We start from the raw sequence: 16,652 nt of genomic DNA, 5'->3' as shown, positions 1-16,652 counted from the left end.
TAAGAGTAATAGAATCGTAAGATTTGAAAAGAACCACTAGAGTAAGCATCGAATAATAATATTAAAATATACGATGAAGAGTTTGATCCTGGCTCAGGATGAACGCTAGCGGCAGGCTTAACACATGCAAGTCGAGGGGTAGAGCACTTCGGTGCTTGAGACCGGCGCACGGGTGCGTAACGCGTATGCAATCTGCCTTTCACAGAGGGATAGCCCAGAGAAATTTGGATTAATACCTCATAGTATTATGGAGTGGCATCACTTTATAATTAAAGTCACAACGGTGAAAGATGAGCATGCGTCCCATTAGCTAGTTGGTAAGGTAACGGCTTACCAAGGCAACGATGGGTAGGGGTCCTGAGAGGGAGATCCCCCACACTGGTACTGAGACACGGACCAGACTCCTACGGGAGGCAGCAGTGAGGAATATTGGACAATGGGCGCAAGCCTGATCCAGCCATGCCGCGTGCAGGATGACGGTCCTATGGATTGTAAACTGCTTTTGTACGAGAAGAAACATCCCGACGTGTCGGGACTTGACGGTATCGTAAGAATAAGGATCGGCTAACTCCGTGCCAGCAGCCGCGGTAATACGGAGGATCCAAGCGTTATCCGGAATCATTGGGTTTAAAGGGTCCGTAGGCGGTTTAGTAAGTCAGTGGTGAAAGCCCATCGCTCAACGGTGGAACGGCCATTGATACTGCTGAACTTGAATTACTGGGAAGTAACTAGAATATGTAGTGTAGCGGTGAAATGCTTAGATATTACATGGAATACCAATTGCGAAGGCAGGTTACTACCAGTTGATTGACGCTGATGGACGAAAGCGTGGGGAGCGAACAGGATTAGATACCCTGGTAGTCCACGCCGTAAACGATGGATACTAGCTGTTGGGAGCAATTTCAGTGGCTAAGCGAAAGTGATAAGTATCCCACCTGGGGAGTACGTTCGCAAGAATGAAACTCAAAGGAATTGACGGGGGCCCGCACAAGCGGTGGAGCATGTGGTTTAATTCGATGATACGCGAGGAACCTTACCAAGGCTTAAATGTAGATTGACCGTTTTGGAAACAGAACTTTCGCAAGACAATTTACAAGGTGCTGCATGGTTGTCGTCAGCTCGTGCCGTGAGGTGTCAGGTTAAGTCCTATAACGAGCGCAACCCCTGTTGTTAGTTGCCAGCGAGTCATGTCGGGAACTCTAACAAGACTGCCAGTGCAAACTGTGAGGAAGGTGGGGATGACGTCAAATCATCACGGCCCTTACGCCTTGGGCTACACACGTGCTACAATGGCCGGTACAGAGAGCAGCCACTGGGTGACCAGGAGCGAATCTATAAAACCGGTCACAGTTCGGATCGGAGTCTGCAACTCGACTCCGTGAAGCTGGAATCGCTAGTAATCGGATATCAGCCATGATCCGGTGAATACGTTCCCGGGCCTTGTACACACCGCCCGTCAAGCCATGGAAGCTGGGGGTGCCTGAAGTCGGTGACCGCAAGGAGCTGCCTAGGGTAAAACTGGTAACTAGGGCTAAGTCGTAACAAGGTAGCCGTACCGGAAGGTGCGGCTGGAACACCTCCTTTCTAGAGCCTTAGTGTTAGCTATATGCACGCTGGGGAAAAAAGATGCGAAACCTGTTGGTTTTGAATCGAGGATTATATTACTCTTGCTGTTAGTTCAAATAATAAATTTTTAAGTAAAACAGAGTCTCGTAGCTCAGCTGGTTAGAGTACTACACTGATAATGTAGGGGTCGGCAGTTCGAGTCTGCCCGGGACTACTTTTTAAGAATTGTTAATTATAAATTATGAATTGTAAATTATAAGAAACAAGAACAAATTAAAAAGACTGAAACTTAGAAAAAAGGAAATTTTAGAGGTTGAGTAACCGTTTTAAGTACTGTTAACTGAAAACTGTTAACTGACAACTAAAAAATGGGGGATTAGCTCAGCTGGCTAGAGCGCCTGCCTTGCACGCAGGAGGTCAACGGTTCGACTCCGTTATTCTCCACTGATTATCTGTAAAGATAGATAATAAAAGTTCATTGACATATTGAGATAAGAAAATAATAAGAAAGTAGAAAGCGTTTTTTACGATTTATTGTAAAAAACAAAAAAAAAGGTCTCGTTTTAAGAACGAGATTGGTACAATAAGCAAAATAAGGGCGTATGGGGGATGCCTAGGCTCTCAGAGGCGATGAAGGGCGTGATAAGCTGCGAAAAGCTGCGGGGACAAGCACACATTGATTGATCCGCAGATACCCGAATGGGGCAACCCACTATGTTGAAGACATAGTACACCGATAGGTGGGCAAACCCGCTGAACTGAAACATCTAAGTAGGCGGAGGAGAAGAAAACAAAAGTGATTCCGTAAGTAGTGGCGAGCGAACGCGGATTAGCCCAAACCAGTGTTGTTACGGCAATGCTGGGGTTGTAGGACCACGAGATTTTATGCATGCAGAACCGGAAGTTACTGGAAAGTGACACCATAGAGGGTGATAGTCCCGTATGGGTAATAAATGTAATAGATAGTGGTATCCTGAGTAGGGCGGGGCACGTGAAACCCTGTCTGAATTTGGCGGGACCATCCGCTAAGGCTAAATACTCCTGAGAGACCGATAGTGAACCAGTACCGTGAGGGAAAGGTGAAAAGAACCGTGAATAACGGAGTGAAATAGATCCTGAAACCATACGCTTACAAGCGGTCGGAGCCCTTTCGTGGGGTGACGGCGTGCCTTTTGCATAATGAGCCTACGAGTTAACGCTGCTGGCGAGGTTAAGTGGTTAAGCCACGGATCCGCAGCGAAAGCGAGTCTGAATAGGGCGCTTTAGTCAGTAGTGTTAGACGCGAAACCGTGTGATCTACCCATGGGCAGGATGAAGCTGTGGTAACACACAGTGGAGGTCCGAACCGGTTGACGTTGAAAAGTCTTCGGATGACCTGTGGGTAGGGGTGAAAGGCCAATCAAACTCGGAAATAGCTCGTACTCCCCGAAATGCATTTAGGTGCAGCGCTGAATTAAGTTATATAGAGGTAGAGCTACTGATTGGATGCGGGGGCTTCACCGCCTACCAATTCCTGACAAACTCCGAATGCTATATAATGTTTCTCAGCAGTGAGGGCTTGGGTGCTAAGGTCCAAGTCCGAGAGGGAAAGAACCCAGACCATCAGCTAAGGTCCCCAAATATACACTAAGTTGAAAGAACGAGGTTTGTCTGCCCAGACAGCTAGGATGTTGGCTTGGAAGCAGCCATTCATTTAAAGAGTGCGTAACAGCTCACTAGTCGAGCGGACGAGCATGGATAATAATCGGGCATAAGTGTATTACCGAAGCTATGGATTTACAGTTTACTGTAAGTGGTAGGGGAGCATTCTAACAGGGTTGAAGGTGTATCGTCAGGTATGCTGGACTGGTTAGAAAAGAAAATGTAGGCATAAGTAACGATAATGCGGGCGAGAAACCCGCACACCGAAAAACTAAGGTTTCCACAGCTATGCTAATCAGCTGTGGGTTAGTCTGGTCCTAAGGCGAACCCGAAAGGGACAGTCGATGGCTAACGGGTTAATATTCCCGTACTACTAATTACTGTGATGGGGTGACGGAGTGATGAAAGCGCCGCGAACTGACGGAATAGTTCGTTAAAGTACCTAGCTATAGGCTCTGCAGGCAAATCCGCAGAGACTGGTGAAATACGATAGTACTCGGAGTCTTCGGACAAAGAGATAGTGCGCCTAAGGGCTTCCAAGAAAAACCTCTAAACTTCAGGTAATTAGTACCAGTACCGTAAACCGACACAGGTAGTTGAGGAGAGAATCCTAAGGTGCTCGAGAGATTCATGGCTAAGGAATTAGGCAAAATAGACCTGTAACTTCGGGAGAAAGGTCGCCCCGAGCAATCGGGGCCGCAGTGAAGAGGTCCAGGCGACTGTTTATCAAAAACACAGGGCTCTGCAAAATCGTAAGATGAAGTATAGGGCCTGACACCTGCCCGGTGCTGGAAGGTTAAGAGGAGATGTTATCTTCGGAGAAGCATTGAATTGAAGCCCCAGTAAACGGCGGCCGTAACTATAACGGTCCTAAGGTAGCGAAATTCCTTGTCGGGTAAGTTCCGACCTGCACGAATGGTGTAACGATCTGGACACTGTCTCAGCCATGAGCTCGGTGAAATTGTAGTAACGGTGAAGATGCCGTTTACCCGCAGTGGGACGAAAAGACCCTGTGCACCTTTACTATAGCTTAGTATTGACCTTGGATAAATGATGTGTAGGATAGGTTGGAGACTGTGAAGCGGCGTCGCCAGGCGTTGTGGAGTCATTGTTGAAATACAACCCTTTGTTTATCTGAGGCCTAACCCCGCGCTGCGGGGGACATTGCTTGGTGGGTAGTTTGACTGGGGTGGTCGCCTCCAAAAGAGTAACGGAGGCTTCTAAAGGTTCCCTCAGTACGCTTGGTAACCGTGCGTAGAGTGCAATGGCATAAGGGAGCTTGACTGAGAGACATACAGGTCGATCAGGTACGAAAGTAGAGCATAGTGATCCGGTGGTTCCGCATGGAAGGGCCATCGCTCAAAGGATAAAAGGTACGCCGGGGATAACAGGCTGATCTCCCCCAAGAGCTCATATCGACGGGGGGGTTTGGCACCTCGATGTCGGCTCGTCACATCCTGGGGCTGGAGAAGGTCCCAAGGGTTGGGCTGTTCGCCCATTAAAGTGGCACGCGAGCTGGGTTCAGAACGTCGTGAGACAGTTCGGTCTCTATCTACTGTGGGCGTTAGAAATTTGAGTGGATCTGATTCTAGTACGAGAGGACCGAATTGGACAAACCTCTAGTGTATCTGTTGTCCCGCCAGGGGCACCGCAGAGTAGCTACGTTTGGAAGGGATAAGCGCTGAAAGCATATAAGCGCGAAACCCACCACAAGATGAGATTTCTTTTAAGGATCGTGGAAGATGACCACGTTGATAGGCTATAGATGTAAAGGCAGTAATGTCATAGTCGAGTAGTACTAATAATCCGTAAGCTTATGTACAACCTTTTCCCGTCCCGTTGAAAAACGGGACGGGAGGAAACTTTCTAAATACTAAAACCTTTCTTTATCTCAGTATGTTAAGATATTTGCCCGTCGCGGGCAGTCTTTAAGTCGAAAGATTAAAGTCAAAAGTCGAAAGACTTTACCACTTTATGACCTTGGACTTTAGACTAACAACCTTAAGGTGGTTATTGCGGCGGGGCTCACCTCTTCCCATCCCGAACAGAGTAGTTAAGCCCGCCTGCGCAGATGGTACTGCAGTATTGTGGGAGAGTATGTCGTCGCCTTTCTTTTGAAAAACCCTATCCAATCCGGATAGGGTTTTTTGTTTTGTAGATGTTTGGGAAACTAATTTCAAAGAAAGAAATCTAACGTTTTCAGGGTTTAAACTGCAGGATATGGCCTTATTTTTTGAACTTGCTAAATATCGAGCGATATTCCTTTCTTTTATATCGAAATTGTATTTGTGTGTGCTTTTCGATAGATAATGCCTTAAATTTTATTTTTTGCTTGTTATTTTTTAAGTTTTAAAACTATTTCATTTCTATTTTATCTTTAGATAATATCCTTCTACTTTGCTGGACTTTTAAATGTATCATTAAATCAAAAAAAAAGTTTTAATTTTAAATTGAAATCTTTCTCCTATTCTGAAAGATTATTTTTTAAAATAAATTGAGATGTCACAAATTAATGTAAACCCAAAAGTTGATTTCTTTTTTGATGAAGCCAAGAAATGGCAGGAAGAATTAATTTTAATGCGAAAAATTGCCCTTGAATGTCAATTGAGCGAAGAATTAAAATGGGGAGTTCCTTGTTATACTTATAAAGATAGTAATGTTGTTTTGATTCATGCTTTTAAAGAGTACTGTGCCTTTTTGTTTTTTAAAGGGGCTTTGTTAAAAGATACAGATAATATTTTGATTCAGCAATCTGAGAATGTACAAGCGGCAAGACAAATACGTTTTACTGCTCTTAAAGAAATAGTTGATTTAAAAGATATTTTAAAAACATATATTTATCAAGCAATAGAAATTGAAAAAGCCGGTTTGAAAGTAGAACTGAAAAAAACTTCTGAATTTGAAGTATCTGAAGAATTTCAGAAGAAATTAGATGCTATGCCTGATTTACAAAAAGCTTTTTCTGCACTTACACCTGGAAGACAAAGGGCTTATCTTTTACATTTTTCTCAACCCAAACAATCAAAAACAAGAGAGGCGAGAGTAGAAAAAAATATTCCAAATATTTTAGATGGGAAAGGGTTGAACGATTAAATCATTCTGGTAAATATGGAAAGCGCAAATAATATTCAAAATAGAATTCTTCAAAGTAAAATATTGCTTAAGGCTCACACGGATATAGTTTGGGAAATGTGGACAAATCCGGAACATATTTCAAATTGGTGGGGACCAAACGGTTTTACAAATACAATTCATAAAATGGATTTTGAAAAAGAAGGCGAGTGGAATTTAACAATGCATGGACCGGATGGAAAGAATTATCCAAACCGTAGTATCTTTAAAGAGATTATACCATTTAAAAAAATTGTCTTCGAACATTTCAATCCGCATTTTATTACAACTGTTTTATTTGAATCTGAAAATTCAGAAACACTATTAGACTGGACACTTTTATTCGATTCTGAGGAAATGTTTGATATTATTGTAAAAGCACACAAAGCAGATCAGGGACAAAAAGAGAATATAGAAAAGCTTGAAAAATATCTCTCAGAATTTATTTCCAAATAATTAATTCAAAAGCCATGAATAATCAAAAATATAAATTGTCATTAGAACAGCAAGAATCATTGTTGAGTATTTTAGAAGCTCGTTTTGAAAATAATAAGCATCGCCATAAAAATATCGAATGGGAAAAAGTAGAGTCAAAACTAAAAGCCAATCCTGAAAAACTATGGTCTCTTGACGAAATGGAAAGAACTGAAGGAGAGCCAGATGTTGTGGGCTATGATGAAAAAACAAACGAATATATTTTTTATGATTGTGCTGCGGAAAGTCCAAAAGGACGTAGAAGTATTTGTTATGATCACGAAGCACTAGAAAAAAGGAAAGAAAACAAGCCAAAAGACAGTGCAATAAACATGGCTTCAGAAATGGGAATTCAAATTTTGAATGAAGATGAATACCGCGAACTTCAAAAACTGGGGAAATTTGATACTAAAACTTCAAGCTGGATTTTAACGCCTGCTAATATCAGAAAACTGGGCGGTGCAATTTTTTCAGATTTTCGTTATGATACCGTTTTTGTGTATCACAATGGAGCTGATTCGTATTATGCTGCGAGAGGTTTTCGTGGTTCATTAAGAGTTTAAAAAGAGTAAAATAAAATATGATATTAGCCTTCGATACTTATTATTTTGATAATAAAGCAAAAACTGTCTGCCTTGAATTTGAGAATTGGAATGAAGACAAAAACTTTAAAGTTCACACAGAAATAATTGATAATGTTTCAGAATATATTCCGGGAGAATTCTATAAAAGAGAACTTCCGTGTATTATCAGTTTGTTAAATCAGATTGATTTGGAAAATATAGAAGCTATAATTGTGGACGGATTCGTATATTTAGATGATGATAAAAAGCATGGTTTAGGCGGACGTTTATATGAAAAACTTAATAAAAAAGTTCCGATTATTGGTGTAGCCAAGACTAATTTTGCCAGTATAGAAAAAGATAAAAAGCCTTTGTTAAGAGGCGACAGCGCAAAACCATTATTTGTAACATCTATTGGAATTGATTTAGAAGAAGCTTTCCAAAAAGTAGAAAGCATGTCTGGTGAATTTAGAATGCCGACTTTATTAAAAGAGTTAGATCGTTTAACGAAAGAACTTTAATTTTTTTATGGATATACAACTTTGGAATCAAATCGAAAATTTTGATCTCGACAAACCAAATGATCAATACGGATTTTCAACAAGATTAGCTTTCGAAAATAGTTGGACTATTTATTTTACTAAAACAGCGATTTTAGAATATAAAAAATTCATGTATCTGGCCGCAACTTCAAACGAAATGGTTTCGCCTTCAGAAATTGTAGATATTGTGTGGCATCAGCATTTAATTTTTACAAATTCCTATTCTGATCTCTGTACAATTTTGGCAAAAAGAATTGAGCATATTCCGTCAACACACAATAAGGCTGAACATGAGAAATTCTATAAAGCAAAAGAAGTTACTAAAAACTTGTACGAATTAAATTTTGGAAAACAGCCAGAAGAAATTTGGACTCTTGGAAATCCAATGGATTCTCTCCAATTAGACAACGCTAATTATAATCTCGGAATATTAAAAATATTTTTTTTAGGAGCATTTACACTTTTAAGTTTTCCTATTTCTCTTCTTATAAAACCAGTTTTAATTCAAATTGGTAATCCATATTTTGCATGGTATTACATATTCTTGTTCGCTTTGATAACCTTTTTATTGATGCAATTTGTTAAGAAAACTTGTGTTTCGTTGATTGAAAAAATTAAGTCGAAATTAATCATTAGCAATCTCACACCTTTAGAATTGGTCTTCTTTCAAAAAAATAATCTAGACTATGTAATTCATGGAGTCGTAAATAATTTAATTGAAAATAGAAGAATTCAGGTTACAGGCAATAAATTAAACTTAATCGATGATACGCTAACAAACAATCAATATGAAAATTGTGTTATTGAGATCATGAAAGAATATGATTTAATACCTTATCTACAGTTACATCAGTTAATTATAAACAAACCAATATTTCAACAATTAAAAAAAGGAGTCGAAAAAATTAGAGAAACGATTTTAGATTCTAAGCAATTTTTATTTATCATAAAAGTAACGCTGGTAGTTTTTGGACTTCTTTTAAGTATAGGTTTTAGCAGAATTATTACAGGAATTTCTAGAGATAAGGCTATAACTAATATTGTTATTATAACCATAATTTTAGCGGCGATCTCTTATCGTTACTTTAAGAAAGTAGTGAACTATTTATTTTTTCATACAATTCACTCCTCTTTCAAAAAAGGAAAAAGTAATACTAATGTTGAACAAGACTGGCAATGGAATTATTTTTTATACGGAGGCTTGGCAGCTTCTTTTATGCCTTTGGTTATGCCTGTAAATAACAACTTTTTGTCATCAAACAATAGTTCAGGATGTGGAAGTTCATGTGGAAGCTCATGCGGTAGTTCTTGTGGAAGTTCCTGCGGTGGCTGTGGCGGTGACTAATTTATTTCGTAATCGTCATTTTGGCTAACCAATTGTCCAAAACGACTAAAAACAACTTTAGGCTTCGGCTGATCTTTGCATTATAATTTTAAAACAATTAAAAATGCAAAAGACAATTTTTATTACAGGCGCTTCAACTGGTTTAGGAAAATCAGCAGCAAAATTATTTCAAAGTAAAGGATGGCAGGTAATTGCCACAATGAGAAATCCAGAAAAGGAAACCGAATTAACTTCATTAAAAAATGTAATCGTACTTCCGCTTGACGTTACAAATTCGGAACAAATTACGGAAACTATACAAAACATTACAGAGAAATATTCTGTAGATGTTGTGTTAAACAATGCCGGTTACGGATTAATTGGCGCATTAGAATCTTTAAGTGAAATTCAAATCGAGCGCCAGATTGTTACGAATTTATTTGGTGTTATTAGAATTTCAAAAGCTTTTACACCACATTTTCGTGAGAAAAAAAGCGGTACTTTTATAAATGTTACTTCTACTTTTGGATTAATTGGATTTCCGACTTGTTCTATTTACAGTGCAACAAAATTTGGAGTTGATGGTTTTTCAGAAAGTCTTGCCTCAGAATTAACTCAATTCGGAATTCAGGTTAAAGTTGTCGCTCCGGGCGGAATGAAAACTGATTTTGCAATCCGTTCTATGGAAGTTGGACAACACGAAGCGTATGAAAAATTAACCGCAGAAGTTAGTAAAGGCTACAGCGCAGAACAATTAGAGAATTATACAGATGCAGAAGATGTTGCTCAAATTATATACCAAGCGGCAACGGACAATAAAAATCAATTGCGATATATTGCCGGAAATGATGCTAATGCTTTATATGATGAAAGAGTGAAAAATGGCGCTGAAACTCAAGTACAGAATATAAAAGCAATGTTTACTTTTTAATTTAAAATAAGATGAAAAATCAAGCTATAGAATTAACAACTTTTAAATTAAATGGTTTTACAACACAGCAATTTATTGAAGCCAATGCAGCAATCGACGTATTTTTAAAACGTCAAAAAGGATTTCGTTCAAGAACCATTTTCGAATTGAAAAAGGGAATTGTTTACGATATGTTGGTTTGGGACAGCGCAGCAGAAGGTACAGATGCCATGCATAAATTAATGACAGAACTTAGCGATTCTGTTGTACACGATATGATTGATCAAAGCACAGTGAGCTGGAATATTGCACCAGTCGAACATTTTATAAATTTGTAAAATGAAAAATCAGCCTAAAATATTCAACAGCATTTCAGAACTGCATAAAGCTATGGGACAACCCAAGCCCATGCATCCGCTTATTAGTATTTTAAATTATGGTGAAGCGATATTTGACCCCAAAGATTTTGAAAACGGAATTATTTTAGATTTTTATAAAATCTCTTTTAAAACTGATTTTTCGGGAAAGCTTCGGTACGGACATGGTTTTTATGATTTTGAAGAAGGCGGAATGTCATTTGTTTCGCCGGGACAAATTTTAAAAATGCAGGAGGAAGAAGCTGATTACAGCGGAATGTCCTTAAATATTCATCCTGATTTTATTCGGCCTTATACATTAAACGCCAATATTAAAAAGTACGGATTCTTTTCGTATACGGCATCTGAAGCTTTGTATTTATCGGAAAATGAAAAAGAAACTATTTTAGGAGTTTTTGCCAATATTCAAAATGAACTGAAAGAACGAATTGATAATTTTAGCCAAGACGTGCTTATTTCGCAAATTGAACTTTTACTGAATTATAGTAATCGGTTTTATAACCGACAGTTTATTACCCGAAAAGCGGTTAATAATGATGTGCTTTCAAAATTAGAAATTTTACTGGAAGACTATTTTAATAATGAGAAACCTCTTGAAAATGGTTTGCCAACCGTACAGTTTGTTGCAGATGAACTGGGTTTGTCTGCCAGATATTTGAGCGATTTGCTTCGGAATCTTTCAGGACAAAATACACAGCAGTTCATTCATGATAAATTGATAGAAAAGGCAAAAGAATATATTACGAAAGGAACTTTTTCAATTTCTGAAATTGCTTATAAATTAGGTTTTGAGCATCCGCAGTCTTTTAATAAATTATTTAAAAAGAAAACGAATATTAGTCCAATCGCGTTTCAGGAACAATTCAATAAAAATTAAATTATGGCATCAATAAATTTTGAACAGCTAAAAGAACGTTCTTTAGAAATAAGAAAGCGTTATCACGAATTAGAATTATCGCATCACGGAAGTGAATGGACAATAGAAGAAGATGCACTAGCATTTTTGACAGATGCCGGCTTAGTTGGGCGTAATGTAATGTCGCAGCAAGGAAGATGGCCAAAAGGAAATACAGAACAGGAACTTAAACATAAATTAGGAGAATCAATTTGGTGGCTGACCGTTTTGGCCGAAAGAATGAATATTGATATTGAAAAAGCGACTGAAGAATTCTTATCCAGCACCGAAAATTTGCTCAGAAAATAACTTTTATGTTTTGAATCGTTTTTGCCAAATGACAAATTCCGAACAAATAACTTTGATTAACTTGCCTCTATGAAAGAATTTATAGATTATATATTGCAATTTGGAACTTTAAATCAGCATCAGCTGGATTTAATTGCGAGTAAAACAACTATATTGGAACTTAAGAAAGATGAATATTTTTCGGAAGCTGGTAAAATTGCTCAGCAAGTCGGTTTTGTTTTAGACGGAATTACTCGCGTTTGTTATTACAACAATAGAGGTGAAGAAATTACCAAATATTTTATCGACGAAAATAATCTGGTTGTTGACATGGAAAGTTTCGATAATGATATTTGTTCCAATGCTTATGTGCAGGCGATAACAGATTGTAAACTGCTGGTTTTTTCTAAAAAAGACTGGAGGGAACTTTTAGAAACTATTATTGGCTGGGATGCTATTGTGCACAGAATTATTTCAAAAGCATTGAGACAAAAAGTAGAAAGAAGAAGTCCGCTGGTTTCAGAAGATGCTACAACACGTTATTTAATGTTTTTGAAAATTTATCCAAACGTTATCAATCGCATTCCGTTATCTTATGTGGCTTCTTATTTAGGAATTACACAATCGTCATTAAGCAGAATTAGAAAAAACATCACTTAAAATTGCTTTTTGCCAAATGACAAAAGATTCCATTTTCAAAGTAACCAACTTTGTATTATAATTTTAAAACAATTTAAAAATGAAATCAGTATTAATAACAGGAGCAAACAGAAGCATAGGATTAGAAATAACAAAACAACTTTCAAAACAAGGATTGTTTGTTTATTTAGGAAGCCGCGATCTTGAAAAAGGAAATGAAGTTGTAAAACAATTAAACAAAGATGGATTTCAAAACATAAAAGCCATTGAGATTGATGTTACCAATCCGGATTCTATTTTAGCAGCAAAGAATATTGTAGAAAACGAGCAGGGAAAATTAGATATCCTGATTAACAATGCGGGAATAAGCGGCGGCCAGTTTCCTCAAACGGCTTCAGATACCAGCGTAAAAGACATTAAAGATGTATTTGAAACAAACTTTTTTGGTGTTATAAGTGTTACTCAGGCTTTTTTAGAATTACTTAAAAAATCAGACAGTCCCAGAATCAGTAATATTACTTCGGGACTTGGTTCTTTGACTTTGCATAGTGATTCGTCATGGAAATATTACGATTTTAAATCGGCAGCTTATGGAACTTCAAAATCAGCATTAAATGCATATACTATTGTACTGGCTTATGAACTAAAAGATTTGTCTTTTAAAGTAAATGCAATTGATCCGGGTTACACCGCAACAGATTTTAATCATCATAGCGGACCTGGAACTGTAGAAAGTGCAGCATCGTTTATTATTAAACATACCGTAACAGATGAAAACGGACCAAATGGGCAGTTTTTTAGTAATGATATTGAAGATGAAACAGGAGTAAGTCCTTGGTAAGACTAAAAAAAATAACTTAATGAAAAGACTCCAAATATAGATTTGGAGTCTTTTTTATTTTAATGCAAACTGAATTTATTCATATTTCAAATATTTCAAAACATCAACTTTTGTTGCCTGATAAGCCCTTGAAAGAACAACTAATAATGTTAATGAAAGTAAAGCGGTAAATCCAATTAAAAAAGGAAACATAGAAATGGTAATTCTATAGGCGAAATTCTCCAGCCATTTATTTAGTAAATAATAAACAGGAAATAAAGCAATTAAAAAACCAATTATACAGAAAAAGATATACTGTTTACAAAGTTCTATTAATAAAACATTAGTTTCTGCGCCCAGTGTTTTTCTAATAGCGATTTCTTTCATTCGTCTTTCGATCGAATAAGAAGCCAGAGCAAATAATCCGAAAAGCGCAATTGTAATTACGATAATGTTCAATAAAGAAAAAAGATTTTTTTGTTTTACATAACTGCTGTATGACTTTTTATATTCTTTATCTACAAAATCATATAGAAACGGATAATCAGAATCAACTTTTTTTGTCCACAAATTTTCTATATCGGCTATAGTCTGCGACATGGTTTTAGGATCGGCTGTTACATAAATATTGTTCAAAAGGCTCGTAAACCACGGTACGCTTTTAAAATGAAATATAGTAACAGGAGGTATGGCTTCGCCGGGATTTCCAATATTAAAATCTTTTACAACTCCTACGATAATGGCTTCTTTTCCGTCCCAGTTAATTTTTTTTCCTATTGGATCTTTCTCGTTTAATAATTTTAAAGCAGTTTCATTAATCAGCATCGAGTTAATAGTATCCTGAGAATAATCAGGACTTAAATAGCGTCCTTTAACTATTTTTATTTTCATCATTTCAAGAAGGCCAAAGTCTACCGGAATATTATTTCCGTCTATATTTATGTCTTTATGATGATATGAAATTACCGATTTTGCACCGTTTCCCAGAACAAATCCGCCGCCAGAAGCTTGTTTTACTCCCTTAATACGCAGCAATTCATTTTTAATGCCGTTGTATTTGCGCATTCTGTCTTCATTACTAATTTTTTCGCCATAAATATTTCTATAAGAGATATTCAGAATCTGGTTTCCGTTAAAACCGACATCTTTTGAGTTCATATAATTAATCTGCTGATATACTATATAAGAACCAATAATAAAGAAAGCTGCCACAGCAAATTGAAAAATCAACATTCCGTTTCGAAGCCAGATACCATTTTTACTTCGGGCAAAATTTCCTCGCAATACTTTTAAAACATCAAAGTTGGAAACATAAACCGCCGGAAAAATTCCTGCTGCAATTATCATTATAATGAATATAACGAAAAGCTGCAGATAAAACTGATTGCTTTGTAATACAAGTGTTTTTTCTAAAAAAACATTGTAATACGGCAGGGAAAGTTCTACAATAACAAGCGATATCAAAATAGAAAACAATGAAATGACTGCGGTTTCAAAAATAAATTGTTGTATAATTTCTATTTTAGAAGCTCCAACGATCTGACGAACGCCAACTTCCTTAGCTCTTTTTACGGCATTTGCAGTAGCCGAATTGACATAGTTTACAATTGACAGTATTAAGACTAAAATTGATAATCCGGCAAAAATTAATAATAGCTGATAATTTCCGTTAGATTCTATCAAACCACCGGTTTTAGTATGTAAACGAACAATCGATAAAGGCTCTAAATGAGGTTTTACTTCGCCAAATTTTTTAATAAACTCTTGCGGACTCATACCTTGAGCTTTGGCCCGCGGCATCATCATGTTCTCATAATAAACTTTAGCCAGATTTTTTGTAACGATTTCTGAATCAGTTGGTTTTTTTAATTTTAATAAAAGAATAAACTGAAAATTCCCCCATTGCTGAATGCTGTTTTTTACTCGTGTGTCCATGAAATTGACTACACACGAAGGATTAAAAACCGATTTTTTATCCAGTTTGTAAACACCTCTAACAATTAAAACCTGATTTTGTAAAATAACCTTTTTCCCTAAAGCACTCTGGTTTCCAAAAAGCTGCTGCGACAAATCTTGGGATATACTAATACTATTTACATCAGGTAATGCATTTTTTATATTTCCTTCAATAAAGGAATAAGGAAAATATTCGAAAAAGTTTTTCTGTGCTATAACAATTTTGTCAGACTGTACTTTTTTATTATTGTAATGAATAATTTCATTATCGTAATTGCCATTTAAATAACAAAAAGATTCGACTTCCGGACTTGTATTTTTTATAGCAGAGCCGATAGGTGCAGAACTTGAAGCCCAATATGTGGTTGGGTCCATTTGATTGGCAACCAAAAAAACATTGTCTTTGTTCGGGTTCCATTGATCATAACTCTGTTCGTCGTTCCAATACAAAATTGCAAAAATTAAACCCGCAATTCCAATACTTAATCCCAAAACATTCAAAACCGTAAACAGCTTATTGTTTTTTATATGATACGTAAAAACATTAATCCAATTTTTCAGCATGACCTTAGTTTTTAGAAGTTACTAAAACATCCACATTTCTCTGATTTAATTTCTCCGAAAGAATAACTCCATCTTTCATTAAAATTATTTTCTGCGAAAAAGAAGCGTCATAATCAGAATGCGTCACCATCAAAATTGTAGAACCGGCAGCATGAAGATCTGTCAATAATTCCATTACTTCATTTCCGTTTTTACTATCCAGATTTCCTGTAGGCTCATCGGCAAGAATAATTTTAGGGTCATTAATTAAAGCTCTTGCAACCGCTACACGCTGCTGTTGCCCACCCGAAAGCTGCTGCGGAAAATGTTTCAAACGATGTGAAATACCTAAAACTGTTGCAATATGTTCTATTTTTTTCTTTCTTTCAGATGAAGGAACATTGTTATAAATCAAGGGCAGTTCGATATTATCATAAACCGATAATTCATCAATTAAATTAAAATTCTGAAAAATGAACCCAATATTTTCCTTTCTCGCTTTCGATTTTAATTTCTCTTTCTGGCCAATCATTTCCTGTCCCAGCAATTCATAACTTCCTCCAGAAGCGCTGTCTAATAATCCAATAATATTTAATAAAGTCGATTTTCCGCTTCCGGATGGGCCCATAATTGAGACAAAATCACCTTCGTTTATAGTTAATGAAATTTCGCTTAAAGCATTTGTTTCTACTTCTTCAGTTCTAAAAATTTTTGAAAGTTTTTTGATCGTAATCATAATGATTTTTTAATGTTTGATTGCTATTCGTTTTCTGATTTTTTTGTCTTCTGAAGTAAAAGAAACACGCCCGAAAATTAAGATAATTAACAATGCGATTTATAGATATTTATTTTCCTATTTTTACTTCCAGAAGGCTTTAATAATTAATGATTTACAAGTAGAAAAGTGATTTTCATGCCAAAAATTTAAACCTTGTAACTGCCTTATTTTTAAAATTTTATTTTCCGAAAAAAATCTATAGTGTCCACAATTGGACACCTTTTG

13 protein-coding genes, 2 tRNA genes and 3 rRNA genes are annotated in these 16,652 nt (G+C 36.8%); 16 read left to right on the top strand and 2 right to left on the bottom strand.

Annotated features, from left to right (window positions below; all coding sequences use genetic code 11):
• Nucleotides 1-70 precede the first annotated feature (70 nt).
• The 16 genes from NLJ00_RS02775 to NLJ00_RS02700 all read left to right on the top strand — a co-directional run bounded on the left by NLJ00_RS02775 (nt 71) and on the right by NLJ00_RS02700 (nt 13,171).
• Nucleotides 71-1,584 (top strand): 16S ribosomal RNA (locus NLJ00_RS02775).
• A 122-nt stretch (nt 1,585-1,706) separates the two neighbouring features.
• Nucleotides 1,707-1,780, top strand: a tRNA-Ile gene (locus NLJ00_RS02770).
• A gap of 156 nt (nt 1,781-1,936) precedes the next feature.
• Nucleotides 1,937-2,010, top strand: a tRNA-Ala gene (locus NLJ00_RS02765).
• Between the two features lie 137 nt (nt 2,011-2,147).
• Nucleotides 2,148-5,029, top strand: a 23S ribosomal RNA gene (locus tag NLJ00_RS02760).
• A 180-nt stretch (nt 5,030-5,209) separates the two neighbouring features.
• Nucleotides 5,210-5,319, top strand: a 5S ribosomal RNA gene (rrf, locus tag NLJ00_RS02755).
• Together the 16S, 23S and 5S rRNA genes with 2 tRNA genes alongside form the textbook arrangement of a ribosomal RNA operon.
• Before the next feature lie 387 nt (nt 5,320-5,706).
• Entirely contained in the window at nt 5,707-6,300 is a 594-nt protein-coding gene (locus NLJ00_RS02750; RefSeq protein ID WP_256636149.1) for a YdeI/OmpD-associated family protein, read from the top strand.
• Nucleotides 6,301-6,315: 15 nt separating this feature from the next.
• Nucleotides 6,316-6,774: an SRPBCC domain-containing protein gene (locus NLJ00_RS02745; RefSeq protein ID WP_180861203.1), complete on the top strand. Its 459-nt coding sequence runs from the start codon at nt 6,316-6,318 to the stop codon at nt 6,772-6,774.
• A 14-nt stretch (nt 6,775-6,788) separates the two neighbouring features.
• Nucleotides 6,789-7,355 carry a DUF4256 domain-containing protein gene (locus NLJ00_RS02740; RefSeq protein WP_180861201.1) on the top strand — a complete coding sequence of 189 codons (567 nt, stop codon included), beginning with the start codon at nt 6,789-6,791 and terminating at the stop codon, nt 7,353-7,355.
• Nucleotides 7,356-7,372: 17 nt separating this feature from the next.
• On the top strand, nt 7,373-7,876 hold the full coding sequence (locus NLJ00_RS02735) for an endonuclease V (protein WP_256636148.1): 504 nt from the start codon (nt 7,373-7,375) through the stop codon (nt 7,874-7,876).
• A gap of 7 nt (nt 7,877-7,883) precedes the next feature.
• A complete protein-coding gene (locus NLJ00_RS02730; RefSeq protein WP_256636147.1) occupies nt 7,884-9,242 on the top strand; it encodes a hypothetical protein in 1,359 nt (452 codons plus the stop codon).
• Between the two features lie 103 nt (nt 9,243-9,345).
• Entirely contained in the window at nt 9,346-10,152 is an 807-nt protein-coding gene (locus NLJ00_RS02725) for an SDR family oxidoreductase (protein ID WP_256636146.1), read from the top strand.
• An 11-nt stretch (nt 10,153-10,163) separates the two neighbouring features.
• Complete coding sequence (locus NLJ00_RS02720; protein WP_256636145.1) at nt 10,164-10,469, top strand: hypothetical protein; 306 nt, start codon at nt 10,164-10,166, stop codon at nt 10,467-10,469.
• A gap of 1 nt (nt 10,470) precedes the next feature.
• The gene (locus tag NLJ00_RS02715; protein WP_256636144.1) at nt 10,471-11,385 is read left to right on the top strand and encodes a helix-turn-helix domain-containing protein; all 915 of its coding nucleotides are present in this window, start codon (nt 10,471-10,473) and stop codon (nt 11,383-11,385) included.
• Between the two features lie 3 nt (nt 11,386-11,388).
• Complete coding sequence (locus NLJ00_RS02710) at nt 11,389-11,712, top strand: nucleoside triphosphate pyrophosphohydrolase family protein (RefSeq protein ID WP_256636143.1); 324 nt, start codon at nt 11,389-11,391, stop codon at nt 11,710-11,712.
• A 69-nt stretch (nt 11,713-11,781) separates the two neighbouring features.
• Nucleotides 11,782-12,351 carry a Crp/Fnr family transcriptional regulator gene (locus NLJ00_RS02705; protein ID WP_053470745.1) on the top strand — a complete coding sequence of 190 codons (570 nt, stop codon included), beginning with the start codon at nt 11,782-11,784 and terminating at the stop codon, nt 12,349-12,351.
• 79 nt (nt 12,352-12,430) lie between these two features.
• Complete coding sequence (locus NLJ00_RS02700; RefSeq protein WP_256636142.1) at nt 12,431-13,171, top strand: SDR family oxidoreductase; 741 nt, start codon at nt 12,431-12,433, stop codon at nt 13,169-13,171.
• 75 nt (nt 13,172-13,246) lie between these two features.
• Here NLJ00_RS02700 and NLJ00_RS02695 read toward each other — a convergent pair whose 3' ends face one another.
• Entirely contained in the window at nt 13,247-15,670 is a 2,424-nt protein-coding gene (locus NLJ00_RS02695; RefSeq protein WP_256636141.1) for an ABC transporter permease, read from the bottom strand.
• A 4-nt stretch (nt 15,671-15,674) separates the two neighbouring features.
• Nucleotides 15,675-16,385, bottom strand: coding sequence for an ABC transporter ATP-binding protein (locus tag NLJ00_RS02690; RefSeq protein ID WP_256636140.1), 711 nt, complete (start codon nt 16,383-16,385; stop codon nt 15,675-15,677).
• Nucleotides 16,386-16,652 lie beyond the last annotated feature (267 nt).

Source organism: Flavobacterium panici (assembly GCF_024499525.1).
Lineage (GTDB): Bacteria > Bacteroidota > Bacteroidia > Flavobacteriales > Flavobacteriaceae > Flavobacterium > Flavobacterium panici.
The sequence above is the reverse complement of the archived record's forward strand: the minus strand, read 5'-3'. Positions and strand labels throughout refer to the sequence as shown.